The organism is Mucilaginibacter gossypii (assembly GCF_900100945.1).
Lineage (GTDB): Bacteria > Bacteroidota > Bacteroidia > Sphingobacteriales > Sphingobacteriaceae > Mucilaginibacter > Mucilaginibacter gossypii.
The window spans coordinates 179,801-205,195 of record NZ_FNCG01000014.1; the positions used below are offsets into that span (position 1 = coordinate 179,801).

A 25,395-nucleotide genomic window follows, 5' to 3' on the forward strand; every position below is an offset into this window, starting at 1 on the left:
TTTTCCTCTGTTTAATTATCTATATAATCCGACAGATCTTCGTCTGCATTACTTGTGTTGCTTTTTTGGTTTGCATCTATCAGTGTACGGGTATCGCTTGCATCCATATGTAACTGAAGATAGCTTTTTATTTCATCAACCGGTACCGATGATACCTGCTCATGCAAGTAAGAATGGTTATGATCCGGCGCCTGGATATCTCCCCTGAAAATAACACCCACACCTAATATCAGAGCAAAGCAGGCCGCTGTAGCATACCTGATGGTTGGCGACAACCAAAGCCTCCTCACCATTCCTTTTTTCTGTACAGGTTTAGTTTTGTTAATGCTTATAACATTATCAAACTCCTGCTCTTCTACAACTTCAGCATTAACTGTTTTATCCAGGATTCGCTGGTTAAGCTTATTAAAGTAATCTATCGGTACAACAAAGCCTTCGTGCTCGGCATTCACTACTTCCTCAACTGCTATGCGGCTTTGAATATTGACGCTTAGCTCCTCAAAATAATTTTCAGGAACAGTAAACCCTTCATCGCCCATGGCTTCCTCAATCGCTATACGGCTTTGGATGTTGCTGCTCAGTTCATCAAAGTAATTTTCGGGTACTGTGAAGCCTTCATCAGCCAGGTTCATGACCTCCTCCACCGCTACACGGCTTTGGATATTGCTGCTTAACTCGTCAAAATAGTTTTCGGGCACCGTGAAGCCCTCTCCCGCATTCATGGCTTCATCCACCACAATACGGCTTTGAATATTGCTGCTCAGCTCATCAAAATAATTTTCGGGAACGGTAAACCCCGAATCACCGGCGCTAAAAGCACGCTCAATATTTATACGGCTTCGGATGTTGCTGCTTAGCTCGTCAAAGTAATTTTCGGGTATGGTATACCCTGCAGATGGATAGTTTTTTAATCCCTCAAGCCTTATACGTGTTGTAATGTGCTGCGCTAACTCATGGAAATAGCCTTCAGGCACTGTAAACGGGTTAGTTTTGCTAACCTGTTTCAGTGCGATGAAATCATCCAGCCATTCCCTATTGTCCATATCGCTTTTCATACACAACTATAGATTGGTATAGTGCTAAAAGGTTTAACGTAAATTAAAAAATTAATCCCTGCCAAGCAAATGAGCTTCTATCTTCTTGACTGCCAGGTGAAACGAAGCCTTTAAAGCCCCCACACTGGTACCCAAAACCTGCGACATTTCTTCATACTTCATGTCTTCATAATATTTCATATTGAAAACAAGCCGTTGTTTTTCGGGCAGGGTAAGCAGTGCTTCCTGTAGCTTCCGCTGCGCTGCATCGCCGTTAAAATAGGTTGAGTCGGCCAGCGTATCGGCCAGCTCATAAGCAACATCATCCAACGAAACATTATTTTTTTGTTTTTTCTTATTCAAAAAAGTAATGCACTCGTTGGATGCTATCCTGTACATCCAGGTGTACAGTTGCGCGTCGTTTCTGAAACCAGCCAGGTTTTTCCAAACCTTTACAAAAACATCCTGAACCAGATCATCAGCATCGTCATGATCAACAACCATGCGCCTGATGTGCCAGTATATTTTTTGCTGGTACTTTTTCAACAACAGGTTAAATGCCTCATTCCGGGTTTTTTCGTCCTGAAACTTGCTTAATATCTCTGAATCTTCAACCTGTACCGACATTTTTAGAATTTTATTAATGTTAAAGGTTTAATTAACCTTTTTTGTTTTTTCTTTCTATCACCTTTTTCACCGCTGCCACAATATGATCTGCATCCAGGCCGTACTTGGTCATCAGCTGTTCAGGTGTACCGCTTTCGCCAAAGCTGTCATTTACAGCTACGTACTCCTGTGGTGATGGATTGTGCACTGCAAGCACCTGGGCAACGCTATCGCCTAAGCCACCCAAACGGTTATGCTCTTCGGCAGTAACTACGCAGCCTGTTTTGGCAACCGATTTCAAAATAGCCTCTTCATCCAACGGTTTAATGGTGTGGATGTTGATGATCTCGGCATCGATACCCTGCTCAGCTAAAATTTCGCCTGCAAGGATAGCCTGCCATACCAGGTGACCTGTAGCAAAGATACTTACATCGGCGCCTTCGTTCACCATCCACGCTTTACCAATTTCAAATTTCTGATCGGGATCGGTAAAGATCGGAACAACCGGGCGGCCGAAACGTAAGTAAACCGGGCCATCATACTCAGCAATAGCAACAGTAGCGGCTTTGGTTTGGTTGTAATCGCAGGTGTTGATAACAGTCATGCCTGGTAACATTTTCATCAGGCCTATATCTTCCAAAATCTGGTGGGTAGCACCGTCTTCGCCCAAAGTTAAACCGGCGTGTGAAGCGCAAATTTTAACGTTTTTGTTTGAATAAGCTACCGACTGGCGGATCTGATCATAAACCCTGCCAGTTGAAAAGTTGGCAAAAGTACCGGTAAAAGGGATTTTACCGCCGATGGTCATACCCGCAGCAATACCGATCATGTTAGCTTCGGCAATACCTACCTGTACAAAACGCTCAGGGAATGCTTTAATAAAATCGTTCATTTTTAACGAACCAATAAGGTCGGCGCAAAGTGCAACAACCTGGTCATTTTTCTGGCCTGCTTCCAGCAACCCGGCGCCAAAGCCCGAGCGGGTATCTTTTTTATCTGTGTAAGTGTATTTTTTCATTGTTCAAATTCCCCCTGCAATCGAGAGGGATTGGCATTAAATCGTAATAATAAAATTGATGTCTTTAACTCTCCCCCTTTGGGGGAGCCGGAGGGGGTGAATTAATAATCGCCCAGTGTTTCCTCTAACTGATCTAACGCCAGTTTAAGCTGCTCATCATTTGGCGCAACACCGTGCCATTTGTGGCTGCCTACCATAAAATCGACACCGTAGCCCATTTCGGTATGCATCAGGATCATGATCGGTTTACCCTGACCTGTGCGGCTTTTTGCTTCTTCAAGCACCCTAACCACATCCGCCATATCGTTACCTTTCATATCCAATACATCCCAGCCAAAAGCTTCCCATTTCGCTCGAAGATCGCCTAATGAAAGTACCTGTTTGGTTGGACCATCAATTTGCTGACCGTTAACATCGATAGTTGAGATCAGGTTATCAACATGATTGTGCGGGGCAAACATCGCAGCTTCCCAAATCTGGCCTTCCTGGATTTCGCCATCGCCATGCAGGGTAAACACCAATGATTTATCACCGTTTAATTTTTTTGCCAATGCAGCGCCGATAGCTACCGATAAACCCTGTCCCAATGAACCCGAAGCAATACGGATACCCGGAAGATGCTCATGTGTGGTTGGGTGACCTTGTAAACGCGCATTCAGTTTACGGAAAGTTGCCAGTTCGGCTTTATCAAAATAACCGGCATGTGCCAATGTGCTGTAAAACACGGGGGAAATATGGCCGTTTGACAGGAAGAAAATATCTTCGCCAACTGCATCCATATTAAATTTAGGATCGTGGTTCATTACCGAAAAATACAATGCGGTAAAGAAATCGGTACAGCCCAATGAGCCGCCCGGGTGGCCTGATTGACAGCCATGTACCATGCGTACAATGTCGCGCCTGATTTGTGACGCGGTTTTTTCTAATGTTTGTAAGTCTGCTTTCATTAATGGAATTTAGGAACTGCTAAAGTAGCTATTTTGATTGTGTTTTTAACACTTATTTTATAAGATCGAGCACCTGTTGTGACGAGGCCTTAGTATCAACCTTACTGATCACATGCGTAATAACCCCTTCTGCATCAATTATAAATGTGGTACGGGCTGTACCCATATATTTTTTGCCGTACATGTTTTTTTCAACCCATACGCCGTAAGCTTCTACAATTTTAAGCTCATTATCGGCTATCAGGGTAAATGGCAGGCTATATTTGGTTTCAAATTTTTTGTGCGATTTTTCGTCGTCGGTGCTTACCCCTATCACCTCAAAACCTTTGCTTAAAAGTGATTGATAGTTATCCCTGAAATCGCATGATTCGGCAGTACAGCCGGGGGTATCATCTTTAGGATAAAAGTAAAGGATCACATTTTTCCCTTTGTAATCGGCAAGGGATACTTCTTTGCCGTTTTGATCTTTAGCGGTAAAAGCAGGAGCTTTATCGCCTTCTTTTAATGTTGTCATGGCTTATTTAGGTACTTATCTGGAAAAATCGGCGGAAAATTCCGAAAAATTATTCTTGTTATCAACTAAAGTCAACTTAAACACGTGTTTACCGGGTGCAATATCGCTATTAAAGGTGTAACTTAATATTTTACTTTTATAATCGTGCTCCATCAGCACCCATTTGCCATCAATGGTACCGGTATAACTCTTAATTCCTGATAAATTATCACTCATCCTGAAGTTAATACTGCGCGCAGCCCTCATATTACTGCCATTTTTAATATTAAGCGGATGGATAACGGGCGGCACAGTGTCTACTTTGATACAATAGTCGCCAAAGGCGCTCACCTGCGATATCACATAGCCATCTTTAAAGTAACCACCCTGGCAGCCGCCCCAAGAACTTACAATAACCGCCTTATCAGTGTACTTACCCAGGTCAACATCGGGCTTAATCCAGATCTCATAGCTATCATGAATGGGTGTAAGCCGGTTATGGATATGGTGCATGGCCGAATAAGCCCCCACGGGTTTGGCTGATGCTGAATATTGGAAATCAAGGTCATCATAAAGGTTACCTGGCATAATGACCACTTTCACTTTGTCGTTGCTAAACTCACTCCGCTTGTCATAGTAAAACATAGTACCGATAGGTTTCACAGGCTGTGGGTTTGTAAACGGCGATGATTTAACCTTCAGGTTAAGCGATGCTGTATTGCCAGCCACATCCTTTACAATATACTCCACATCATGCGTCGCGTTATCATCAAACGTAATGATGCCGTTATTTACCGATTGCGGATACAATGAAATCCGGCTGCCGGGCAGAATGAAACATTTCTGCATCCACCTGCGGAATGATTCAAATGCAGGGTAATCTATATATGCATTGATAGCATGGGTCTGATCAAACGCGAAACGTTCAACCGCAAAGGTATACACGGTTTTGCCATCCAGTTTTAGCTCTATTGAATAAACGCCGTTATGATTAAACGACGTGCTGTTCATATCGCTGGTATTAATCCCGAATCCGATATTACCGCTTAGTTCCAGCGTTTGTGGTTTAAGGAGATGATAATTACCTGCTGAGCCCGTAACGCCTAAAAACTCTTTAGGTGTTTTTTCGCTGAACGGTTTTCCGTTGAGGTGATAGATACCAATAGCGGTAATTGTAGGCGGCACTTTATCAGGAATGGTTAAACCAAATAGCTGTGCATTGATAGTTTCCTCTGTTTTACTGTCCCTGATCTCAAAGTGCACATGCGGCCCGGCCGATGCACCGGCATTTCCTGAAATAGCTACAACCTCATCCTTTTTTACCGGCACCTGTGTTGGTGTAAGATTAAAATCAGCCTCAAAGGTTTGGTGCTCGTACTGGTATTTCTTTACCAGATCAATAACCGCCGGGCTAAAGCTTTGCAAATGGCCGTAAACCGTAGTATACCCATTGGGATGGGTAATATAAATAGCCCTCCCAAACCCACCAAACTGTACACGTACCCTTGATATGTAACCTTCGGCAGCGGCATGTACAGGGTAGCCTGTCCGCTGGTTGGTTTTAAAATCGAGCCCGGAGTGGAAATGTGACGGCCTTAACTCGCCAAATGAACCGGCTGTAGTGGGCGGCGTAAGATCAAGCGGATACCTGAAATAGTTTTGCGGGTAAGCCCTGCTTTGTATAATATTTTGAGCAAATGCGTTTGAATAAAGCGCTAAACACATTGCCCCTGTAACCAATATTTTTTTTATCATGCTTACTTAACGTAAAAATCGAGCATTTTCTCATCTTCGAGGTATCCCTCAAGTCTGTCGCCGATTTTTACTTTTGATACACCTGGTGGGGTGCCGGTAAATATTAGGTCGCCCTTTTTTAGGGTGATGTATTTTGAAACAAAGGCAATGATGCTCTCAAACGAAAAAAGCAAATCGCGGGTGTTGCCCTGCTGACGGGTTTCACCGTTAATATCCAGCTTAAAGTTGATATCATAAACAGATTCAAACTTGGTTTTAGGCACAAAAGTGCTGACGGGCGCCGAGCCATCAAAGGCTTTAGCCAGTTCCCAGGGAAGGCCTTTTTCTTTGTGGCGTGCCTGAACATCGCGTGCAGTAAAGTCAATACCTAAGCCAATTTCTTCATAGTAATTAGCGGCAAACTTTTCGCTGATGTGCTTGCCCTCTTTGCTGATCTTCAAAACCAATTCAATTTCATGGTGTACATCTTCCGAAAAATCGGGATGATAAAAAGGCTTGTTCTCTTTTAATAAGGCCGTATCGGGCTTCATGAAGATAACCGGCGTTGTGGGTACCGGGTTATTGAGTTCTTTGGCGTGTTCGGCGTAGTTGCGGCCAATGGCAATAATTTTCATAAATGAACGCTATAATCGCCAAAGCTAAAAAATTTGATGGGTTTGAGGAGAAGGTTTATAATGTTGTATTAATAATTTGACGTTCCCCTCAAGTAAAACTTACGCAGGCAAGTACCTCTGGCACACCCAAATAGGGTTCATTCAATTGCTACAAACCTTTTGCCCCGCTGGGGCAGTCAAAAGTGAAAAAATTAATTTTAATCGAATTTAATTAATAACCGAAATCCTTTTGATAACGGATTCGGTACCGGCAACAACGCGGACAAAGTAAAAACCACGGACCAGCTTATTGCTGATCGGGTAATTCAGATTATGATCGCCGGATTCAACCCTTTGAGAAAACAGGGTAGAAATATCGTTGCCCAGCACATCCATTATTTTAATGGTTACGTTGGCATTGCGCGAAATGGAATATTTAAGATTGATCTGGTCGGTTACCGGGTTAGGGTACAATTGCACATCGCTTAGTAGTTTATCATCGGGCCGGGATACATTCAATTTTACACTTGAAGTAACAGCGGGTTTTAATGGAGGAAGCGAGAGGTGCAAGCCATTCTTCAAATAAGAGGTTTTGGCAGCTTTAGTTTTACCCCTAAGATACACGGTATCAGACTTTAGCGAATGACCATCGGCAACAAAGGCGAAGTTCACGAAAATTGCCATCGCAATTATCACGACCCATGTGTAGGTATAAACATAAGAATATGTAAAATTTCGCCTCATTATTTAGTATGATTCTACAAAAGTATAAATAATGCCTTCATCCCATTAAATATTAGTGTTTTTGTAAAACTTTTTAACAAATTTTAACAAAATGCACAGCCTTATTGTATAATAGACACATAATTTCCTTATACGTTTAATCATTGTAATGGTTTAACCAAAAAAATTAATATTTTTGCCATCTCTAAATCATAAAAGTGTCAAATCATAAAGATCTGCATAAACTGTCAGCCGCGGGCTTTCTAATCAGTTTAGGAATAATTTACGGTGATATTGGTACCTCCCCATTATACGTATTCAAGGCTATAGTTGGCCAGCGTCAAATTTCAGAAACATTAATTCTTGGAGGTGTTTCGCTCATTTTTTGGACATTAACCCTGCAAACCACTTTAAAGTATGTGGTGATAACCCTAAGGGCGGATAACAAGGGCGAAGGCGGCATTTTCTCGCTGTTTTCATTAGTACGGCGTAAAGCAAAATGGCTTATTGTACCGGCGGTTGTAGGAGGCTGCGCCCTTTTGGCCGATGGCATTATTACCCCGCCAATTACCATATCATCGGCTATTGAAGGTTTGCAAACCTATTACCCTAACTTGCCTACTGTATATGTGGTAATGGCCATTATTACCGCTTTATTTATCATACAGCAATTCGGTACGTCACTGGTAGGTAAGGCATTCGGGCCTATCATGTTCGTCTGGTTTACGATGATGGGCTTTTTAGGTGTTACCTATATCGTACATGATCCATGGATCATCCGCTCGTTAAACCCGTACTATGCCATTAAATTGCTTACGTCGAGTTCAAGCGATGGCGCCTTCATTATATTGGGTGCCGTGTTTCTGTGTACCACAGGTGCCGAAGCATTGTACTCCGATCTTGGCCACTGCGGTAAAGCCAATATCCGCGTAAGCTGGGTGTATGTAAAAATTTGTCTTATCCTAAACTATTTAGGCCAGGCAGTTTGGTTGCTACAGCGTAACGGCCACGTTATGGACCTTAATGCTCAAAACCCCTTTTACCAAATCATGCCAACATGGTTCCTGATATATGGCATCGGCATAGCTACAGTAGCGGCTATCATTGCCAGCCAGGCGCTGATATCAGGTTCGTTTACGCTCATTGCCGAAGCTGTAAGGCTTAATCTTTGGCCAAAAGTTAGGATCAACTATCCATCAGAGCAAAAAGGACAGTTATATGTACCCAGTGTTAACTGGCTCCTTTGGGCCGGTTGTTTAGGTGTGGTGCTAATATTCAAACACTCGGATAAAATGGAGGCTGCTTACGGTTTAAGTATCACCGTAGCCATGCTCATGACCACCATACTGGTATCCAAATTCCTGAAACGCAAAAAAGTACCTAACTATATCATCAATACGTTTTTGGCGGTTTACCTGCTTATTGAAGGAACCTTCCTTACCGGTAACCTGCACAAGTTTTTAGATGGTGGTTGGTTTACCCTCTCCATCGGTTTTGTGCTGTTCACCGTAATGTGGACATGGCATACCGCCCGCAAGATCAGGAACCGCTATGTGAAGTTTGTTGAGATAGAAGACTATTTTGATATAATAAAGGAGCTAAGCTCTGATGAAAGTGTGCCTAAATATGCTTCGCAGTTGGTTTATTTAACCAGCGCCAACTTCAATTCAGAAATTGAATCAAAAATTGTTTATTCCATACTGCAAAAACAGCCTAAACGTGCAGATGTTTATTGGCTTGTACACGTTGACGTAGTGGACGAACCTTACAAACGCGAATACGAAGTTGACCATTTAGTGCCAAACAAACTCATCCGGATTGACTTTAAGCTCGGTTTCCGCGTTGAACAGCAAATAAACCTGCTATTCAGGAAAGTGGTAGAAGATCTTGTTAAAAAAGGCGAGGTTGATATTACCAGTACCTACAAGTCACTGAACAGGCATAAAATTGTCGGCGATTTCCGTTTTGTGGTGATCGAAAAGATCTTCTCACGCTCACACAACCTGTCATTCATCGAAAGATTTATAATGGATTACTACAAGCAGCTTAAAAAAGTGAGCTTATCCGAAGAGCGCGGTTTTGGCCTCGACCTGAGCTTTGTAACGGTAGAGAAAGTGCCGCTGGTGCTTGCTATACCTGAGGCGATTGAAATTCACCGGGTTAATTAAATTCCCCCTTTAATATTGAAAGCCTTCCGGAAACGGGAGGCTTTTGTTTTTCAATCTACTACGGGCTTTCAGCTCAAGTGTGTAAGCTGAAAGCTTACACTATGCCACCCACAGTCTGAAAGCCTGCGGTAGTTATATAGTCACTTGCTTTTCTCCCAGGCCATCCGCATATATTTCCGCACCTCATCATTAATATCTTCCTTAAAATACATCCTGAAGTAGTGATTATACTGATCGGTGCCGGGCACTTGTTTTATTTTACTGAAGCACAGGTTATCGTCATAAACCTGTTTAAACGGAAATACCACATCAATAAAGTTTTTACCTAATTGGGCAACATAAGCAAAGTTTATCCTTGCTCCCAATGCGATCATGCTTTTGGTAGGATAAACTTTAATTTCGGCAATTTGCAGGTACTCGTCAACCAAATGATCAAACAGCGCTATGGTATGGGCCGTTTTGCCGCTTAGCGCTTCCGATAGCTCCCTGTCGCAGCATGAATGCACCTGGTTGGTAGCGGTAAATTCACGTTCGCATAAGGGGCAGTTCCACATAGGTTTTAAGCGGTTTTGGGTTCTTTCCCCAGTACGCTGTTTTTATAACTGTAGGTGGCATAAATCACTAAGCCAATCACCAGCCATATCAAAAACCTGAGCCAGTTGGTATAGCCAAGCTCGGTCATGAGGTAAAAGCAGCTCATCAGCCCCAAAACAGGGATGAGCGAGAAGTTTTTAATAAAGCTATAAACCGCTATAATAATGATTAGTATAAAGAAAAGATAGTTAGGGAAATTATACAGGAAGCCGTCAAAACCTAAATAATACTTCTTAGCATCGCTGATATCGTTCGTTTGCCTTAGTGCGGTATTGAATTTATCCTCTTCTATATCCTTAAAATATTTTTTAGCCGAGTCGGGCTGGACAGTTACATTAGCGTTATAAAGCTGATTGGTAGTTTTAAGCAGGCTCAGCTTGTCATTGTTGTCCATGTTATCAATGATATCGCTACGGTCTTTTAGCTTCTTAAACTGCATCATTTCAACCTGCGCGGCCGGTTTAAACCAGGCAACCGAGCCTAAAATCACCAGTGTGATAATTGGTATAATAAATTTACCATTCACATATGGTAAATGGAATTTGCCTTTAACAGCCTCTTCACGCGGCAGCAACAGCACACCGCCGCAAACCAGTACAAATGCAAACAGGGTACCTATACTGGTCAAATCGGTCACCTCGGTAAGATTCATGAACAGAGCCGGTATAGCCACCACAAAACCGGTTACTACCGTGGCAAAAGCAGGTGTTTGATATTTTGGGTGGATACGTGAAAATGCTTTAGGCAATAAACCATCGCGGCTCATGCTCATCCAGATCCTGGGCTGGCCTAACTGGAATATCAGCAATACACTCGCTGTAGCAACAACTGCACTGATGGAGATCACATAGCTAATCTTATTTAAGCCCACCTTTGCAAAAACAAAGGCCAGTGGGTCACCAACCTGCAGGTCTTTATAACTTACCATGCCGGTAAGCACCAATGCTATCAGGATATACAATACTGTACAAATCACCAGCGAATAGATCATGCCGCGGGGCAGGTCGCGCTGGGGCCTTTCACATTCTTCGGCTGTGGTTGAGATGGCGTCAAAGCCGATATAAGCAAAAAACACCCCTGATACCCCTTTCATAACACCACTGAAACCGTTAGGCATAAACGGGTGCCAGTTGGCAGGTGTTACGTAAAAAAAACCCACCACTATAACCGCTATAACAATCACTATCTTTAAAACCACCATGGCATTGGTGGCCTTTTTTGTTTCGCGGATACCAATATAAACAAGGTAGGTGATGATGATAACAATTAAAAGGGCCGGTAAATTGGCAATGAGCTTAAAACCGCCTATGCCCGGCGCCTGATCCCAGGCCAGTGCTTCTGCTTTTACTTTATCACTGATATCAGCCAGGTTTGTACCTGCTGCCTGAACCTGCTCATGCCCACGCAGGGCCGAAACATAGTCCATAGTCAGAAACTTGGGCATATGGATATGAAAGCCCTCCAGCAGGTTTACAAAGTATTCGCTCCAGGAAATGGCTACTGCGATGTTGCCAATGGCGTATTCCATTAACAAGTCCCAGCCAATGATCCATGCTATCAATTCACCAAAAGAGGCATAAGCGTAGGTATACGCACTGCCCGCAACCGGGATACGCGAGGCAAACTCGGCATAACAAAGAGCCGAAAAGCCGCAGGTAACAGCGGTTAAAATAAACAGGATGGAAACCGCAGGGCCGCCGTGGAAAGAGGCTTCGCCAATTGTCGAAAATATACCTGCCCCCACAACGGCGGCTATGCCCATGAGGGTGAGGTCTTTTACGTTAAGTTCTTTTTTGAGTTGGGATGACGTTGTACCGGGATGCTCACTATCACTAAAACCACATTCAACATCATTTAAAATTTTTGCTACCGACTTTTTACGAAAGATACTTTTCGACATGTAGTTTAATTAATAAGTGCTAACCAATCTCAAAATTAATCATTTTTTTGCATTGAATAAGTATATGCTTACTTTGCAACATGAAGATAGGAATAAAAGACGTGTTGCACAGGATCCGCCCTTTTTTTATCCTTTACCTTATCCTTTTAGCCACCTGCCTGACTATCAAACTGCTATTTACCCGTGAAGCTATTTTTTTTACGGTTAATGGTTGGCACCACCCCTGGCTTGATACCATTGAGCCTTATGTTACAGATATCGGCGACGGCACCACAGCCGTGATAGTATCACTTGCTATGCTTTTATTCAGTTACCGCAGCTGGCTGTTAATGGCCTCCAGCTATGCCATAACATCCGTCGCGGCACAAATCCTTAAATACATTTATATCGCCCCCCGGCCAAAGCTATACTTTGCCAGCCAGTGGAGCAGGGTACATACCGTAGAAGGTGTTTATATATTGGAGAAATACAGTTTTCCGTCCGGACATACGGTGAGTGCTTTTTCTGCCGCGCTGGTCATAACGTACCTCTGTAAAAACAAAGGCTGGGGAATCCCAGCCTTGTTTGTTGCCATAATGGTTGGCTATTCAAGAATTTATTTAACCGAGCACTTTTATGAAGACGTGCTTGCCGGCTCGGCTATTGGTGTGTTTGTTACTATATTTTGGCTAACATGGCTTGATGGTAAGCAGTTCATCAATTCGGCCAAATGGAACCGGGGCCTGCTCGATAACGTATTCAAAAAAGCCCCTGTCGCTAATTAAACTCCAGCTTCCAACTGACTGTTTTTACGTTTGATCACGGTTAATACGATAATCAATATTATAACGGCGCCGCCGCCATAAATACCTATTTTGGCCGGGGCGGACATGCCTTTTGCGTCAGACAAATACTGATCGCGGCGATCCAAAGTAGGTGCGATTTTGATAGAACTGGAAAATTGTTTCAGTTCGGCCTTTGCCAGATCAAGTCTCTGCTCCGGATAGTTATATTCAAAAGTATAGGTTACGTCCTGGGTATACAGCAGGATAAAATTTCTTAACTCCGGAGATTCGCCGGTTGAACCGCTGTTATCAATCCTGAGGGTGAATACCTTTCCTTCCAGTTTACCGATAGTGGTATCACGCGGATACATTACACTGCCATTAACAGATTGTTTTTGAATACCTTTGATGTAGGTTTTAAATACATCTTTCAAGTCGCTCTCCTTGTTTAAAGGTTTTGTATTAGCGTTTGGCACGCGTAAAACAAGAATATTACCTAATGATGCACTACCCTGGTATATCTGCTGGCCTAATGTATCCTTTTTAGTAAAGCCTTCGGGTAATGAAACCGTGACAAGGCTATCTATCTTTACAGGTTTAAGTGCCTGGCTAAAACCTGTAAGCGAAAACAGTATTATGCTTAAGCTTAAAATTATCTTTTTCATATTTATTTAACTTGAAAAAGAAGAATAAGTTTTAACTAATAATACATTATGAGATTTATATGAAAGTTAAATGACTTATAATCAACAATATAAATACAAGCTAAAAGCTGAAAGCTTAAGGCTGAAAGCTTTTCAAACACAAAGCTTTTCGCTTTCAGCCTTCGGCTTTGCGCTTAAATAAAGGCTTTAAGTTTATTCAAAAGCTCATCCAGGCATACTTCGGCAAAGGCAGTTGATGAGTCTGAAACACCGTATGGAATAATGAGTTTATTGTTGTGTACAATTACCCCGCATGAATAAAGCACGTTAGGTACATAGCCTTCCCGCTCATCACTGTTGGGGATCAGCAAAGGCTCGCGCAGGCGGCCAATTTCAACCGTTGGGTCATCCAGTTTAAGCAGACTTGCACCCAGCACATAACGGCGCATGGGACCAACGCCATGGGTTATCATGATCCATCCATCGGGTGTTTCAATGGGCGAGCCGCAATTACCTATCTGCACAAACTCCCAGCTAAATTTAGGCTGTTGCAGCATCACCGGCTTTTCCCAAATATTGATCTTATCCGAATACATGATATAGTTATTGCAGCCGTCTATCCGCGATATCATCACATACTTGCCGTTCACTTTGCGTGGAAACAAGGCCAGGTTTTTATTCTGTGCACCCGCACCGTACAAAGGCATGATCTTAAAATTATAAAAGTCGGTTGTTTGCAGCAGCTTAGGCATAATCAGGGAGCCATCGTAGGCGGTATAAGTAGCATAGTACAGTTTGCTGCCGTCATCGTTGGTAAACTGTACAAAACGGGCATCCTCAATACCCTTACGTTCATATTCGGATATCGGGAAGATCACCCTGTCGGAAATATCGGTATCCAGTGAAAAAACAATTTCATAATAGGAATCTGCAAGCCAAAGTACCTTGTCATACTCCAGCCGCTTCATATCGTCTTCCTGCAGTTTTTGCGAATCCATAATGATCCGGCGCAGGTTGGCGTACTCAAAATGATGATCGAGTTTTGATTCCAGCTCACTTATAACATCAATATTAATTTGGGTGATGGCAGCTTTTTCAAAAAAAAGCTTTTTATTATAAACGGCATTTCTCACAATTTCGGCCTCATCAATGTAACTGCCCGCAGGTTGTATGCTGATGTTGTTATCCTTATCTATCAAGGCCCGGCGAAAAGTTATGGAAGAGATATGCCCTTCGCCTACCGCCCGGAAACTGATGATCACCCTGCGCTGGCCGTCTTCAAGCTCAGTTTGGTCGGGATCTTCAACTATCGAGGGATTAAAGAAGGCGGCCGATTCAATAGAATACTCATGCGTAAAATAAGACCCAATGAGCAGCTTGCGGTAAACGGTAAGCGTATCAAAATCAATATTGAGCTCTAAAAACAAAGGCTTAAGCTTGCTGCAATGCCTGTTGAGCACCCGGGTAATATTACGGTGCCTTTTGGAATATTCCTGCAGCAAGGGCGATACAATGCCAAAAGCATCATCTTCGCTGATTAACATTACACGCTCAATAACCTCTTTGGCGCGATCGTTCCCATTAAAAAAAAATCTTGCTATTACACGTTTCGGATCTGGATTTACCCGGATGGGTTTGCGTTCGATAGAAAGTCTCATACAATGAAGTGGTAGCTTTTAGTTTGTAACACCAATCGGCGCAAATTGATTTGAGCTTTTTTAATTTAAACGCAAGATTTAAAAAAATGGCACTTTACAGGACGCTATAAAAGCCTATCTTCATACTTTATTAATCTTCGGTACGGTATTTTGCCCGCCGTGAATAATCTTGATCCTGTAACCCTTATTGATAGTTCCTGTAAATGCACAATTATGAACGTACTAATTGTTGAAGACGAAAAAGGCCTTGCGCTTGAGGTTGATGAATTTTTAAGCCACGAAGGTTTTACGGTTGAACATGCCCGCACTAAAAAATCGGCATCGGAAAAAATCTTCGTAAACAATTATGACTTTATCCTGCTTGACCTGGGATTGCCCGACGGTGACGGCTTTGACCTGCTTAAAATGCTGAAAGGCATGAACGAGCGCGAAGATGCTGTAATTATCCTCACCGCACGCGGCGCTGTTGACGACCGGGTATCGGGCCTTGAACAGGGTGCCGACGATTACCTGGCAAAGCCGTTTTCATTAAACGAGCTATTAGCCCGCATGCACGCCATCACCCGACGCAAACACCGCCTGGAGAGTAATGATATCAATGTTAAAGGCTTAAAGATCAACATACAAAACCGTACCGTTACTTACAACGATGAGCGCATAACCCTCACCAAAAAAGAGTTCGAGATCTTCAACTACCTGGTGCTTAACAAAAACAGGGTAATATCGCGCACCAACCTCACCGAACATGTTTGGGGCGATGTATTGGAAATAAATTCCGACTCTAACTTTGTGGATGTGCACGTTAAAAACCTGCGTAAAAAGCTATCGGCATATATTCCTATAGATTGGTTTGAAACCGTAAGGAGCATCGGCTACCGTATCAACATCTGAAATTGACAGCCTCATGAAATTACAGGTAAAACTGGCCCTTTATAATACATTAACCAAATTAGCCATTATACTTTTCACTGGCCTGCTTATCCTGCTTTCTATCGAAAAAATTTCTTATGACCATGTTGAGCTTAGATTGGAGGATGATGAAAAGGAAATACTCAAAAACCTAAGTTCAAAAGAGATCAATGGCTATCTATCAACTCAAAGAACGTATAAGGACTACAATATTTTAAAAGAGGAATTTATTATTATAAAACCGGTTAAGTTTGAACCCACAGTTACCGAAGATGCAAAGTTTACTACAGAAATCCGAACTAATGAAAGTGTAACGCAAACTTATCGCATACTTACTCATCAGTTTAATTTTAATAACCATACCTATTTACTTGAAATTGGCGTAGCGGTTACCTCTGTTGAGGAATTAAAATCCATCATTAAAAGGTTTACCCTTTTGACATTGATAATAGCACTCGCCCTCACGCTGGTAAGCGACCTGGTGTTTACCAAATTTTTGCTTGCGCCCTTTTATAAGATCATCGACCGCAAGCTGATCAAAGTAAATGATCCTATGAACTTTGATTATGAAAAGATCCAGACCACCACACAGGATTTCGAACTGCTTGATGACAGTATCAGCACACTCATGAAAAAGATCAGTAACCTGTTTGCTCTGGAAAAACAGTTTATTGCCAATGTATCGCATGAGTTACTTACGCCCATATCAATTATCAGCTCGCGGTTGGAGAATATTTTATTGCAGGAAGAACTCAGCGAAGCCAGCGAAAACAAAATGCACGCCTCGCTGAAAACATTAAACCGGCTTAAATCTATCATCAATAGCCTGCTGCTAATATCAAAAGTTGAAAATAACCAGTATGCCAAGACCGATGTGGTGATGATAGCAGGCGTAATTATGGAGATACAGGAAGAACTGGAAGACCGTTTGGAAGAAAAGCATCTCACCTTCAACAATAACATTAAATACATCTACTCCATTATGGGTAACCGCCCCCTAATGCATACCCTATTGTTCAATTTGATAAACAATGCAATTAAATACAATAAACCCAAAGGCAGTATTACCGTTGCCGATGAATTGAAGGAAGATGTTTATATACTGGAAATTACAGACACAGGTGCGGGGATGAACCAACAACAAATAGAAAACGCTTTTAACCGTTTTGAAAAATTTGAGACTGAAGAAAAAGAAAGCTACGGCCTTGGTTTAGCTATTGTGAAAAGTATTACCGCTTTTCATGGCATCCGGGTAAAAATAGATTCGGTAAAAGACAGGGGTACCAGTATCTATCTCATATTTAACCGCGAGCTTGACTTCACTTAATCTTCACATTGTATCAATACATTTACAAAGTTTATTTTGTAAATAGATCCCCTATTTAACTATAGAGGCCGTTTTCCAGATGGGAATGGCCTTTTTTTGTTTTCAAGAAAACCCAATCAAAAAACTACCGTCGTTGCGAGGTACGAAGCAATGACGCCTTTTTTACAAAATAATCTCTTATATCATCTTATTCCGCTTAACCAGGTAAGTGTTCAGGATATGATGATAGCCTTCATGGATATCGGCATCAACCAGATCAATATGATACTGTGCGCATTTTAACTCCAGCTGATGGCGATACTCCTTTAACGATGCCTTGTAGGCGTCGCGGATGCGGGCCGGGTTCACTTTCAGTTCGTCACCGTTTTCGATATCAATAAAATGATGAGGGCGGTTATCAAAATTAAACTCAAGCTCTTTTTGCTTATCGGTAACGTTGAAAATCACCACTTCATGTTTATTGAATTTCAAATGTTGGATAGCAGCAAACAAAGCCTGCTGTTTTTCGGCATCCAGATTATTTTCCAGCATATCGCTAAAAATGATCACCAACGAACGCTGATGGATTTCCTGGGCTATATGATGCAGCACATTGGTAATATTGGTTTGCGTATTTACTTTTGGACTGGCGTACATTTTTTCCAGCTCGGCATATAAATAAAACAGGTGTGTAGTGGTTGATTTCGCCGCGCTGATCCAGTCTATTTTATCCGAAAAAAGACAAAGTCCAAAAGCGTCGCGTTGTTTTTTAAACAGGTACATGAGCGATGCTATGGCATAAACAGAAAACTGGAGTTTATTGGTACCCGTTTCAGGAAAGTTCATGGATGATGAAGTATCCAGCAGCAAAAAACAGCGAAGATTGGTTTCTTCCTCAAACTGCTTTACAAACAATTTATCGGTACGGGCCAGCAGCTTCCAGTCGATATTTTTTACCGATTCGCCGTTGTTATACAATCGGTGTTCGGCAAACTCAACCGAAAAGCCATGAAAGGGACTTTGGTGCAAACCAGTAATAAAACCTTCAACCACCTGCCGGGCCAGCAATTCAAGATTCGCCAGCTGCCTTATTTGCTGATCATCGTTTAATTTGGTCATAGGCTAATATAGGCATAAAAAAAGCGCTGCAAAATTGCAACGCTCTTTCAAAAAGTATGTTGTGTTAATGCTACAATGTGTAGCATTAAATAAGCTTAAGGGTTATGCTAACTGTTTTACCAGTTTATCAGTTAATACTGATTTTGGCACAGCACCGATTTGTTTATCCACAATTTCGCCATTTTTGAAGAACAATAAGGCAGGGATGTTACGGATACCATATTTTACAGATATACCTGGGTTGTTGTCAACGTCTACTTTACCAACAACAGCTTTGCCTTCATATTCTTTAGCAATATCTTCAACTACCGGACCTACCATCCTACACGGACCGCACCATTCTGCCCAAAAGTCAATTAATACCGGTTTGTCTGATTTCAGGACAAGCTCGTCAAAGTTTGCATCAGTTATTTCTAAAGCCATGATTTCTATTTTTTAAATTTTGTACTTACAAATATATGCTATTCAAATTGCTTGCCACAAGTGTACTACTGACAATGTGACAATTATATTATTATAATACGCAGCCTTAACGCAGGCATGACCATTTGTCGCATTTACACCCTTAAATACCTCCTTGCGACATGACGTATTAACACAAATTACCTATTTCCAAAGCATATTTACAACTATAGCGGCGGGTTACTTTTTAACATTGGGGGTATTAATTAACACATAGCTATAGAATTATGTTTACGATTATTATCCCGCTGTTACTTAACTTCTTTACGCCGATACTCCAGTTTAAGCTATCATCACGCAGGATAAACGGTCAAATCAAATTGCCTTTATCCATAATTATATTTTTGTCGCTTTTGCTGGCAGCAGGCTTAGCCACCCTTTCTTTTATGATTTCGCTATATAGCGTACCTGCCGATATCAAATGTGCTATAGGATGCACTATATTTATATCAATAGGTATCTTAAATGTAGGCTTTATAGTTCCGGTTATTGGAGTTTGTAGTTTTATAACGTACTATAAATTAATGTAAGAAAAGGCAGCAATATAATTATATCGAAATGCTTATCTTTTTAATTTGGCTTATTGCCCCGGTTGTACAAATGATCCTTTCATCATTAAGGATAAAGGGTCGGATCATATTACCTATAATAGGCAGTACCGTATTGTCATGGGGATTGGGCATAGCGTTAACAGTTGCAGCCCTTCCGTATCTTGTTCCGCCACCACCACCCTCATCCTCTCACCCGGCCGGGCGATGTGGTATGCCCGAGATGGCCGTACTTTTCGGCGGCATTTTCATTGATGGGGTAGTCGCCTTATCTATTGGTATCTTCAGTTATATTATTTACCTCATCAAAACAAAAAATGACCGGAAGCCACAGCCGCCGGTCATCAGTTAATAAATTTATCATGCCTCCATGAATTATATCTTGATCAAATTTTCACGGAAGATAGGTTTTTAAAAGTCTCCCCTTCAGGGGAGATTTAGAGGGGTTTATGCACCTTTCAAAGTAGCCATACCGCCGTCAGCAATCAATTCGGCACCGGTTATAAATGTTGAATCGTCAGAAGCGAAGAAGGTAACTGTTTTGGCAATTTCTTCGGCCAAACCAAAACGGCCCATTGGGATCTGTTTGATCAGTTCGGAACCCATGCCTTCCAATTGTTCCTGGGTTAAGCCTAATTTATCGGCAGTGTGTAAAGGTGTTACAACCGGACCAGGGCTTACAGAGTTAACCCTGATGCGACGTGGCAACAACTCGGCCGAAATGTTTTTAGCTAATGAAAGCAATGCTGCTTTACTTGCTGCATAAACAGTTGCTCCGGCCATACCAATATGTGCGTTAATTGATGTATTCAGGATGATAGAGCCGCCATCATTAATTAAAGGCAACAATTGCTGAATACTGAAGTAGGCACCTTTAAAGTTGATGTTCATGATATCATCAAACATCTGCTCGCTCATTTGCTCAGTTGAATTGAACTGGCCAATACCTGCATTAGCAAATACGATGTCAATTTTTTCGGCAATAGCTTTTACCTTTTCACCCAATTGCTTAACCTGGTTGATGTCGCCGCTATCTGCAATTACACCTTGAGCATCAGCACCAAGTGTTTCAATTGCTTCGTTGATTGATTTTTGGTTCCTGCCGGTGATGATCACTTTTGCACCTTGTGCGATGAATTCTTGTGCTGTGGCCAGGCCTATACCACTGTTGCCGCCTGTTATTACTGCTGTTTTTCCTTGTAACTTTTTCATTATCTTTGTTATTGATACATCAAAGGTACAGTGAGTTATAGCTACCCACAAGAATGCACCATTTTGTGTGCAACATACTTTTTGGTAGGTTATGGACCGGTTTGATGCAATCGACATATCGCCTTTTTCATTATGACAAAAAACAGACATTCCGATCACTCCTGCGCTATGGCAGCAGCCCTAAGCGTGATTAGTGGTAAGTGGAAACTGAGTATAATAAACCAATTATTAAGCGGTCAGAAGCGTTACAGCGAGATAAACCGGGCCATCCCCGGCATGACCGAAAAGATGCTTTCGCAACAGATCCGCGAACTGGAAGAAGACGGCATAGTATCCCGCCATATTTTTCCCGAAGTACCGCCAAGGGTTGAATATTCCCTCACCCCTATCGGCGAAGAACTATCATCTATATTTTACACCCTCGAAAGATGGGGAAGCCATTACATGACTGTAACTAATGCTAATGGCGAAGTAATTAAGCCTGATTATACTTGTTATACTTTAGTGAAACAGGATGATGAGGTGGTGAAAGTGGAAGTGTAAAATGTAGATGTTGTAAAACGATATCTCTACAGGCTTTTCTTGTATTTTTTACCAGGACGGCGACTGGTATGGAATATTGAATAAACAAAGATGAGACCCTTTTCAGAGTAAACTCTAAAAATGATCAAAAAAGGGAAGTCATCCACTTTACATTCCCGTATTTTCCCGCTTTTATTAGGATAAAAAAGAGGATTATTACTTATACTATTTAATTTTCGCTCAACAGAGGTTTCAAAACGATCTCCCAATCCGGTTAATTGCTCCTCATACCACCTGTATGCTTTCTGATATTCTATTTCGGCTTTCGGAAGTAATTAAATGTTATATCTCATCAGAACTACCGTGCTCTTGCATTTTTCTTAACCTGCTCCCAGGGAATTCCAACAACTCTGCCACTTTCATAATCATCTACGCGGCTTTTCATTTCATTTAAAAAATCCTGATCCTCCCATAAATCAAGCTCATCTTGTATCTCACTCTCAACCATGGTATATATCGCGGCTACTTTTTTATCGTCAGCAAAACGGATATACTCTTGCAGTCTTTCCCTAATAACTTCTGTTTCCATAATAACGATCACTTGTTAAACAAATTTAACCTATAAATTTAACTATATCAAGCTTCATAACTACCTTAACTCAGCACCGGCTCCTCATTAGTCAAACTATGTATCCCCGCCATAAAATCATCGCTTGGATTTACCTTGAATGATTTAGATGACAGTTCAACAAGCATAACCTCTTCCCTATCCTTGATTTGGAAACGGAGCTTACAATTTTTAACTGGATACTTTTGATTGTTATCATCTATCATGTGCTGGATATCATCCAGCAGTTTACTGTTGAGCATTTGTACATCAATGCAAACAGTTAATGATTTGGTAAGTTTATCCCGCATTTCTGATAGCAGGTCCATCACCATGATGCGCAAATCCCAGTTATCTTTCTGGCGGAACTTTTCTTCAATGTTTCCTTTAATATGCAGGAAGTAGCCTTCCATCATCATATTACGGAATTTTACATAATCATCACCAAACAACGCAAACTCATACGATTCATTGTAATCCTCAAACACAAATGTGCCGAATGGCTTACCCGTTTTAGTCATTTTATGCTGAACGCTTGATACCAGGCCACCTATCCTTAACTCACCGCGACGGCGTAGTTCATTGAACGCCGCAGTTACATCTTCGCCGCCTTCACCTGACCGGGCTTTTTGCATCAGTTTCAAATCGCTGATGTTTGCGTTACAAAAACGTTTAAGTTCAACCTTATAATTATCCAAGGGGTGACCGGTCAAATAAATTCCGATAACCATTTTTTCGTACTTCAGCTTTTCTATCAGCGGCCATTCTTCAACATCAGGCATAGCAGGCTCTGGTACATAAGATGCCACCGAACCGCCAAATAATGACGATTGCGAACTGCTTTGTACATTCTGATAATCGTTAGCATATTTGATCAGGCGTTCAACACCTGTTAATGTACCCAACTCGGTTTTGGCAAAAAACTGTGCACGCGGAATTCCAAAGCCATCAAACGCACCACCATAAACAAGGTTCTCGTAAGATTTACGGTTGACACTACGGGTATTGGAACGCCTTGCAAAATCATATACTGTTTCAAACGGGCCGTTGGCATTACGTTCTTCAATGATACTTTCCACCGCTTTATCACCCACACCTTTTACGCCGGTTAACCCGAAACGTACCTGGCCACGCTTGTTCACCGCAAACGCCATGTCCGACTCGTTGATATCCGGCCCTAATACCTCAACGCCCATACGGCGGCACTCCTCCATGAAGAAGGTAATTTTTTCAATATTGTTCTGGTTATTCAAAACCGCCGCCATGTACTCTGACGGATAGTGTGCTTTTAAGTAAGCTGTTTGGTATGCCACGAAAGCATAACATGTAGAGTGCGATTTGTTGAACGCGTACTGGGCAAATGCTTTCCAGTCGGTCCAGATTTTGGTAAGCTTATCTTTTGGATGGCCTTTAGCTATCGCCCCGTCCATGAACTGGGCTTCCATCTTGTTCAGTACCTCAATCTGCTTTTTACCCATCGCCTTACGCAAAACGTCGGCATCACCTTTACTAAAGCCTGCTAACTTTTGCGACAGAAGCATCACCTGTTCCTGGTACACAGTAATACCATAGGTCTCACCCAGGTATTCCTCCATGTCAGGTAAATCGAACACTATCGGTTCGCGGCCATGCTTACGGGCAATAAAGTTTGGGATATACTCTATCGGGCCCGGACGGTAAAGGGCGTTCATGGCAATTAAATCCTCAAACTTATCGGGCTTAAGCTCGCGCAGGTACATTTGCATACCATCACTTTCAAACTGGAAAGTACCGTTGGTATCGCCGCGCTGATAAAGCTCATAAGTTTTAATATCATCAAGCGGGATGTAGTCGATATCGATCACCACACCATGATTTTGCCTGATCATGCGCAGGGCATCCTTAATAATGGTAAGGGTTTTTAAACCCAAAAAATCCATCTTAATTACACCCGCATCCTCAATTACGCGGCCATCATATTGGGTAACCAGTAAGTCCGAATCTTTTGCTGTCGCTACCGGTACAATCTCGGTAAGGTCATAAGGGGCAATGATGATACCTGCGGCGTGTACACCGGTATTACGTACCGATCCTTCCAGTTTTTCGGCTTCACGCAATACCTGTGCTTTTAGGTCGTTACCGTTCAGGATCTCTTTTAGTTCCGGCACCTGTTCAATGGCATCTTTGAGGGTGATACCCAGGGTTTCAGGCACCAGTTTCTTCATGGCACTTACATCGGCCAGTGGCATATCCAATACACGGCCCACGTCCTGGATACTGGTGCGGGCAGCCATCGAGCCATAGGTAATGATCTGCGCTACCTGGTTTTTGCCATATTTATCAACCACATAGTCAATAACCCGCTGGCGACCGGCATCATCAAAGTCCGTATCAATATCGGGCATCGATTTACGGTCGGGGTTTAGGAACCTCTCAAACAGGAGGTTGTACTTCATCGGATCAATATTCGTGATCCCGGTACAGTAAGCCACTACCGATCCCGCCGCCGAACCACGTCCCGGGCCAATGAACACGCCCATATCGCGGCCAGCCTTTATAAAGTCTGCCACGATGAGGAAGTACCCTGCAAAACCCATAGTACGAATGGTGAACAACTCAAAATTGATGCGTTCTTCGGTTTCCGGACTAATATCACGATAACGCTCCTTGGCGCCCATAAAGGTAAGGTGCTTCAGGTATTCCCATTGATTTAAAGTATCGGCATCGGGTGTTTTGTGGATCTTAAACTCTTCAGGAATTACATAATTAGGCAGCAGGATATCGCGTTTTAGCTTTAACACCTCCACCTTGTCAACAATTTCATTGGTATTATCCAGTGACTCGGGCAGGTCATGGAACAGCTTGCCCATTTCCTCCTGTGTTTTAAAGTAAAACTGATCGTTAGGGAAACCGAAACGATAGCCTTTACCACCTTCCTCGTCGGTAGCTATTGGGGTGCTTTGCATATCGCCTGTGTTTACGCAAAGCAAAATATCGTGCGCGTTTGAGTCTTGCTGATCCACGTAATGCGAATCGTTTGAACAAATCACTTTTACGTTATACTTTTTAGCATAAGTGAGCAGCACATTATTGATAATTTGCTGCTCCGGGATTTCGTGACGCTGTAACTCGATATAAAAGTCCTCACCAAACAAATCCAGCCACCATTTAAACTCCTTTTCGGCATTTTCGGGCGTATCCCTTAAAATGGCTTGTGGTACCGAAGCCCCAATACAACAGGTAGTAGCAATGATACCTTCGTGGTATTTTAAGATCAGTTCCTTATCAATACGAGGCCATTTGCTATACAGCCCTTCCATATATCCCAATGAGCATAGCTTAACCAGGTTTTTGTAGCCCGTAGGGTTTTTAGCCAGCATCAGTTGATGGCGGCGAACATCCTTATTTTCTTTGGTAAATTGCTTTTTATGCCTGTCTTCAACCACGTAAAACTCGCAACCTACAATGGGTTTTACATTGTGTTTACCGGCTTCGGCTACAAACTTAAATACGCCGAACATGTTGCCGTGGTCGGTAATAGCAAGGGCCTTCATCCCATCCTTAGCGGCTTTTTTATACAGCTTGGAAATATCGGCTGCCCCATCAAGCAGGGAGAATTGGGTATGTACGTGGAGGTGTGAAAAATCAGGCATAGTAAATCCGTTTCAACAAAATCTTTATGAGGTACAAAGTTAAAACAAGTTAGGGATGTAGACTGTTAAAAAGTAGCGCTGTGGAAATTTAATTAAAGCCGCCCCATTTTGTAAATTATACAACAACACACAGCAAACTGCTATACTTAGCATGTTATTTGTTTATATTGATCAACAGCAT

General features: G+C 42.2%; 24 protein-coding genes. 6 read left to right on the forward strand and 18 right to left on the reverse strand.

The window, feature by feature from the left end; all coding sequences use genetic code 11:
- Positions 1 to 11: 11 nt before the first annotated feature.
- The 8 genes from BLS28_RS22430 to BLS28_RS22465 all read right to left on the reverse strand — a co-directional run bounded on the left by BLS28_RS22430 (position 12) and on the right by BLS28_RS22465 (position 7,130).
- Positions 12 to 1,055, reverse strand: coding sequence for a hypothetical protein (locus BLS28_RS22430; protein ID WP_091172621.1), 1,044 nt, complete (start codon positions 1,053 to 1,055; stop codon positions 12 to 14).
- Between the two features lie 51 nt (positions 1,056 to 1,106).
- Complete coding sequence (locus BLS28_RS22435; RefSeq protein WP_090531966.1) at positions 1,107 to 1,661, reverse strand: RNA polymerase sigma factor; 555 nt, start codon at positions 1,659 to 1,661, stop codon at positions 1,107 to 1,109.
- A 31-nt stretch (positions 1,662 to 1,692) separates the two neighbouring features.
- Complete coding sequence (locus BLS28_RS22440) at positions 1,693 to 2,658, reverse strand: transketolase family protein (RefSeq protein ID WP_090531969.1); 966 nt, start codon at positions 2,656 to 2,658, stop codon at positions 1,693 to 1,695.
- Between the two features lie 101 nt (positions 2,659 to 2,759).
- The gene (locus tag BLS28_RS22445) at positions 2,760 to 3,605 is read right to left on the reverse strand and encodes a transketolase (protein WP_090531971.1); all 846 of its coding nucleotides are present in this window, start codon (positions 3,603 to 3,605) and stop codon (positions 2,760 to 2,762) included.
- 52 nt (positions 3,606 to 3,657) lie between these two features.
- Positions 3,658 to 4,119, reverse strand: coding sequence for a thioredoxin-dependent thiol peroxidase (gene bcp, locus BLS28_RS22450; protein WP_090531973.1), 462 nt, complete (start codon positions 4,117 to 4,119; stop codon positions 3,658 to 3,660).
- Between the two features lie 15 nt (positions 4,120 to 4,134).
- Entirely contained in the window at positions 4,135 to 5,853 is a 1,719-nt protein-coding gene (locus BLS28_RS22455; RefSeq protein ID WP_091172623.1) for a M23 family metallopeptidase, read from the reverse strand.
- Between the two features lie 2 nt (positions 5,854 to 5,855).
- Positions 5,856 to 6,467 carry a fumarylacetoacetate hydrolase family protein gene (locus BLS28_RS22460; protein WP_091172625.1) on the reverse strand — a complete coding sequence of 204 codons (612 nt, stop codon included), beginning with the start codon at positions 6,465 to 6,467 and terminating at the stop codon, positions 5,856 to 5,858.
- A gap of 207 nt (positions 6,468 to 6,674) precedes the next feature.
- Positions 6,675 to 7,130, reverse strand: coding sequence for a T9SS type A sorting domain-containing protein (locus BLS28_RS22465; protein ID WP_176844542.1), 456 nt, complete (start codon positions 7,128 to 7,130; stop codon positions 6,675 to 6,677).
- 257 nt (positions 7,131 to 7,387) lie between these two features.
- Between BLS28_RS22465 and BLS28_RS22470 the strand changes: the two genes are divergently transcribed.
- Positions 7,388 to 9,337, forward strand: a complete 1,950-nt coding sequence (locus BLS28_RS22470; RefSeq protein WP_091172629.1) for a KUP/HAK/KT family potassium transporter — start codon at positions 7,388 to 7,390, stop codon at positions 9,335 to 9,337.
- Between the two features lie 140 nt (positions 9,338 to 9,477).
- Here BLS28_RS22470 and BLS28_RS22475 read toward each other — a convergent pair whose 3' ends face one another.
- Together BLS28_RS22475 and BLS28_RS22480 are read right to left on the reverse strand one after the other, a co-directional pair.
- Entirely contained in the window at positions 9,478 to 9,891 is a 414-nt protein-coding gene (locus BLS28_RS22475) for a DUF5655 domain-containing protein (protein WP_256337512.1), read from the reverse strand.
- A gap of 5 nt (positions 9,892 to 9,896) precedes the next feature.
- A complete protein-coding gene (locus tag BLS28_RS22480; RefSeq protein WP_091172631.1) occupies positions 9,897 to 11,831 on the reverse strand; it encodes an amino acid permease in 1,935 nt (644 codons plus the stop codon).
- Between the two features lie 80 nt (positions 11,832 to 11,911).
- On the opposite strand from BLS28_RS22480, the gene BLS28_RS22485 reads away from it, so the two are divergent.
- Positions 11,912 to 12,595, forward strand: coding sequence for a phosphatase PAP2 family protein (locus BLS28_RS22485; RefSeq protein WP_091172633.1), 684 nt, complete (start codon positions 11,912 to 11,914; stop codon positions 12,593 to 12,595).
- Here BLS28_RS22485 and BLS28_RS22490 read toward each other — a convergent pair.
- Both BLS28_RS22490 and BLS28_RS22495 read right to left on the reverse strand, forming a co-directional pair.
- Positions 12,592 to 13,260, reverse strand: coding sequence for a hypothetical protein (locus BLS28_RS22490; protein ID WP_091172635.1), 669 nt, complete (start codon positions 13,258 to 13,260; stop codon positions 12,592 to 12,594). The genes BLS28_RS22485 and BLS28_RS22490 overlap by 4 nt on opposite strands.
- Positions 13,261 to 13,433: 173 nt before the next feature.
- Complete coding sequence (locus BLS28_RS22495) at positions 13,434 to 14,897, reverse strand: glycoside hydrolase family 130 protein (protein WP_091172637.1); 1,464 nt, start codon at positions 14,895 to 14,897, stop codon at positions 13,434 to 13,436.
- A 213-nt stretch (positions 14,898 to 15,110) separates the two neighbouring features.
- Here BLS28_RS22495 and BLS28_RS22500 point away from each other — a divergent pair, with 213 nt between their 5' ends.
- Complete coding sequence (locus BLS28_RS22500) at positions 15,111 to 15,788, forward strand: response regulator transcription factor (RefSeq protein ID WP_091172639.1); 678 nt, start codon at positions 15,111 to 15,113, stop codon at positions 15,786 to 15,788.
- Between the two features lie 13 nt (positions 15,789 to 15,801).
- A complete protein-coding gene (locus tag BLS28_RS22505; protein ID WP_091172642.1) occupies positions 15,802 to 17,133 on the forward strand; it encodes a sensor histidine kinase in 1,332 nt (443 codons plus the stop codon).
- Positions 17,134 to 17,310: 177 nt separating this feature from the next.
- On the opposite strand, the gene BLS28_RS22510 is transcribed toward BLS28_RS22505, so the two are convergent.
- Together BLS28_RS22510 and trxA are read right to left on the reverse strand one after the other, a co-directional pair.
- Positions 17,311 to 18,231 carry a DUF58 domain-containing protein gene (locus tag BLS28_RS22510; protein ID WP_091172645.1) on the reverse strand — a complete coding sequence of 307 codons (921 nt, stop codon included), beginning with the start codon at positions 18,229 to 18,231 and terminating at the stop codon, positions 17,311 to 17,313.
- Between the two features lie 102 nt (positions 18,232 to 18,333).
- Complete coding sequence (trxA, locus tag BLS28_RS22515) at positions 18,334 to 18,654, reverse strand: thioredoxin (protein ID WP_090531998.1); 321 nt, start codon at positions 18,652 to 18,654, stop codon at positions 18,334 to 18,336.
- Positions 18,655 to 19,251: 597 nt separating this feature from the next.
- On the opposite strand from trxA, the gene BLS28_RS22520 reads away from it, so the two are divergent.
- Positions 19,252 to 19,593 (forward strand): hypothetical protein, encoded by a 342-nt coding sequence (locus tag BLS28_RS22520; RefSeq protein ID WP_091172648.1) that lies wholly within the window; start codon positions 19,252 to 19,254, stop codon positions 19,591 to 19,593.
- Between the two features lie 95 nt (positions 19,594 to 19,688).
- Here the strand turns inward: BLS28_RS22520 and BLS28_RS22525 are convergent, their stop codons facing one another.
- Positions 19,689 to 20,453, reverse strand: a complete 765-nt coding sequence (locus tag BLS28_RS22525) for an SDR family oxidoreductase (RefSeq protein WP_091172651.1) — start codon at positions 20,451 to 20,453, stop codon at positions 19,689 to 19,691.
- A gap of 132 nt (positions 20,454 to 20,585) precedes the next feature.
- On the opposite strand from BLS28_RS22525, the gene BLS28_RS22530 reads away from it, so the two are divergent.
- Positions 20,586 to 20,996, forward strand: coding sequence for a winged helix-turn-helix transcriptional regulator (locus BLS28_RS22530; RefSeq protein ID WP_091172653.1), 411 nt, complete (start codon positions 20,586 to 20,588; stop codon positions 20,994 to 20,996).
- Between the two features lie 26 nt (positions 20,997 to 21,022).
- On the opposite strand, the gene BLS28_RS31635 is transcribed toward BLS28_RS22530, so the two are convergent.
- The 3 genes from BLS28_RS31635 to dnaE all read right to left on the reverse strand — a co-directional run bounded on the left by BLS28_RS31635 (position 21,023) and on the right by dnaE (position 25,214).
- On the reverse strand, positions 21,023 to 21,292 hold the full coding sequence (locus BLS28_RS31635; RefSeq protein ID WP_091172655.1) for a type II toxin-antitoxin system RelE/ParE family toxin: 270 nt from the start codon (positions 21,290 to 21,292) through the stop codon (positions 21,023 to 21,025).
- 41 nt (positions 21,293 to 21,333) lie between these two features.
- Entirely contained in the window at positions 21,334 to 21,564 is a 231-nt protein-coding gene (locus tag BLS28_RS22540; RefSeq protein WP_091172657.1) for an addiction module protein, read from the reverse strand.
- A gap of 65 nt (positions 21,565 to 21,629) precedes the next feature.
- Positions 21,630 to 25,214, reverse strand: a complete 3,585-nt coding sequence (gene dnaE / locus BLS28_RS22545; RefSeq protein ID WP_091172660.1) for a DNA polymerase III subunit alpha — start codon at positions 25,212 to 25,214, stop codon at positions 21,630 to 21,632.
- Positions 25,215 to 25,395 lie beyond the last annotated feature (181 nt).

Bases quoted from the DNA above. Each gene is read 5' to 3' on its own strand.
- BLS28_RS22465 (WP_176844542.1), bottom strand. From the start codon at position 7,130: ATGGCAATTTTCGTGAACTTCGCCTTTGTTGCCGATGGTCATTCGCTA.
- BLS28_RS22530 (WP_091172653.1), top strand. From the start codon at position 20,586: ATGACAAAAAACAGACATTCCGATCACTCCTGCGCTATGGCAGCAGCC.
- BLS28_RS22490 (WP_091172635.1), bottom strand. From the start codon at position 13,260: ATGAAAAAGATAATTTTAAGCTTAAGCATAATACTGTTTTCGCTTACA.
- BLS28_RS22445 (WP_090531971.1), bottom strand. From the start codon at position 3,605: ATGAAAGCAGACTTACAAACATTAGAAAAAACCGCGTCACAAATCAGG.
- BLS28_RS22505 (WP_091172642.1), top strand. From the start codon at position 15,802: ATGAAATTACAGGTAAAACTGGCCCTTTATAATACATTAACCAAATTA.
- BLS28_RS22455 (WP_091172623.1), bottom strand. From the start codon at position 5,853: ATGATAAAAAAAATATTGGTTACAGGGGCAATGTGTTTAGCGCTTTAT.
- BLS28_RS22435 (WP_090531966.1), bottom strand. From the start codon at position 1,661: ATGTCGGTACAGGTTGAAGATTCAGAGATATTAAGCAAGTTTCAGGAC.
- dnaE (WP_091172660.1), bottom strand. From the start codon at position 25,214: ATGCCTGATTTTTCACACCTCCACGTACATACCCAATTCTCCCTGCTT.
- BLS28_RS22520 (WP_091172648.1), top strand. From the start codon at position 19,252: ATGCTTATCTTTTTAATTTGGCTTATTGCCCCGGTTGTACAAATGATC.
- BLS28_RS22500 (WP_091172639.1), top strand. From the start codon at position 15,111: ATGAACGTACTAATTGTTGAAGACGAAAAAGGCCTTGCGCTTGAGGTT.
- BLS28_RS22540 (WP_091172657.1), bottom strand. From the start codon at position 21,564: ATGGAAACAGAAGTTATTAGGGAAAGACTGCAAGAGTATATCCGTTTT.
- BLS28_RS22510 (WP_091172645.1), bottom strand. From the start codon at position 18,231: ATGACCAAATTAAACGATGATCAGCAAATAAGGCAGCTGGCGAATCTT.
- BLS28_RS22485 (WP_091172633.1), top strand. From the start codon at position 11,912: ATGAAGATAGGAATAAAAGACGTGTTGCACAGGATCCGCCCTTTTTTT.
- BLS28_RS22430 (WP_091172621.1), bottom strand. From the start codon at position 1,055: ATGAAAAGCGATATGGACAATAGGGAATGGCTGGATGATTTCATCGCA.
- BLS28_RS22460 (WP_091172625.1), bottom strand. From the start codon at position 6,467: ATGAAAATTATTGCCATTGGCCGCAACTACGCCGAACACGCCAAAGAA.
- BLS28_RS22525 (WP_091172651.1), bottom strand. From the start codon at position 20,453: ATGAAAAAGTTACAAGGAAAAACAGCAGTAATAACAGGCGGCAACAGT.
- BLS28_RS22440 (WP_090531969.1), bottom strand. From the start codon at position 2,658: ATGAAAAAATACACTTACACAGATAAAAAAGATACCCGCTCGGGCTTT.
- trxA (WP_090531998.1), bottom strand. From the start codon at position 18,654: ATGGCTTTAGAAATAACTGATGCAAACTTTGACGAGCTTGTCCTGAAA.
- BLS28_RS22480 (WP_091172631.1), bottom strand. From the start codon at position 11,831: ATGTCGAAAAGTATCTTTCGTAAAAAGTCGGTAGCAAAAATTTTAAAT.
- BLS28_RS22495 (WP_091172637.1), bottom strand. From the start codon at position 14,897: ATGAGACTTTCTATCGAACGCAAACCCATCCGGGTAAATCCAGATCCG.
- bcp (WP_090531973.1), bottom strand. From the start codon at position 4,119: ATGACAACATTAAAAGAAGGCGATAAAGCTCCTGCTTTTACCGCTAAA.
- BLS28_RS22475 (WP_256337512.1), bottom strand. From the start codon at position 9,891: ATGTGGAACTGCCCCTTATGCGAACGTGAATTTACCGCTACCAACCAG.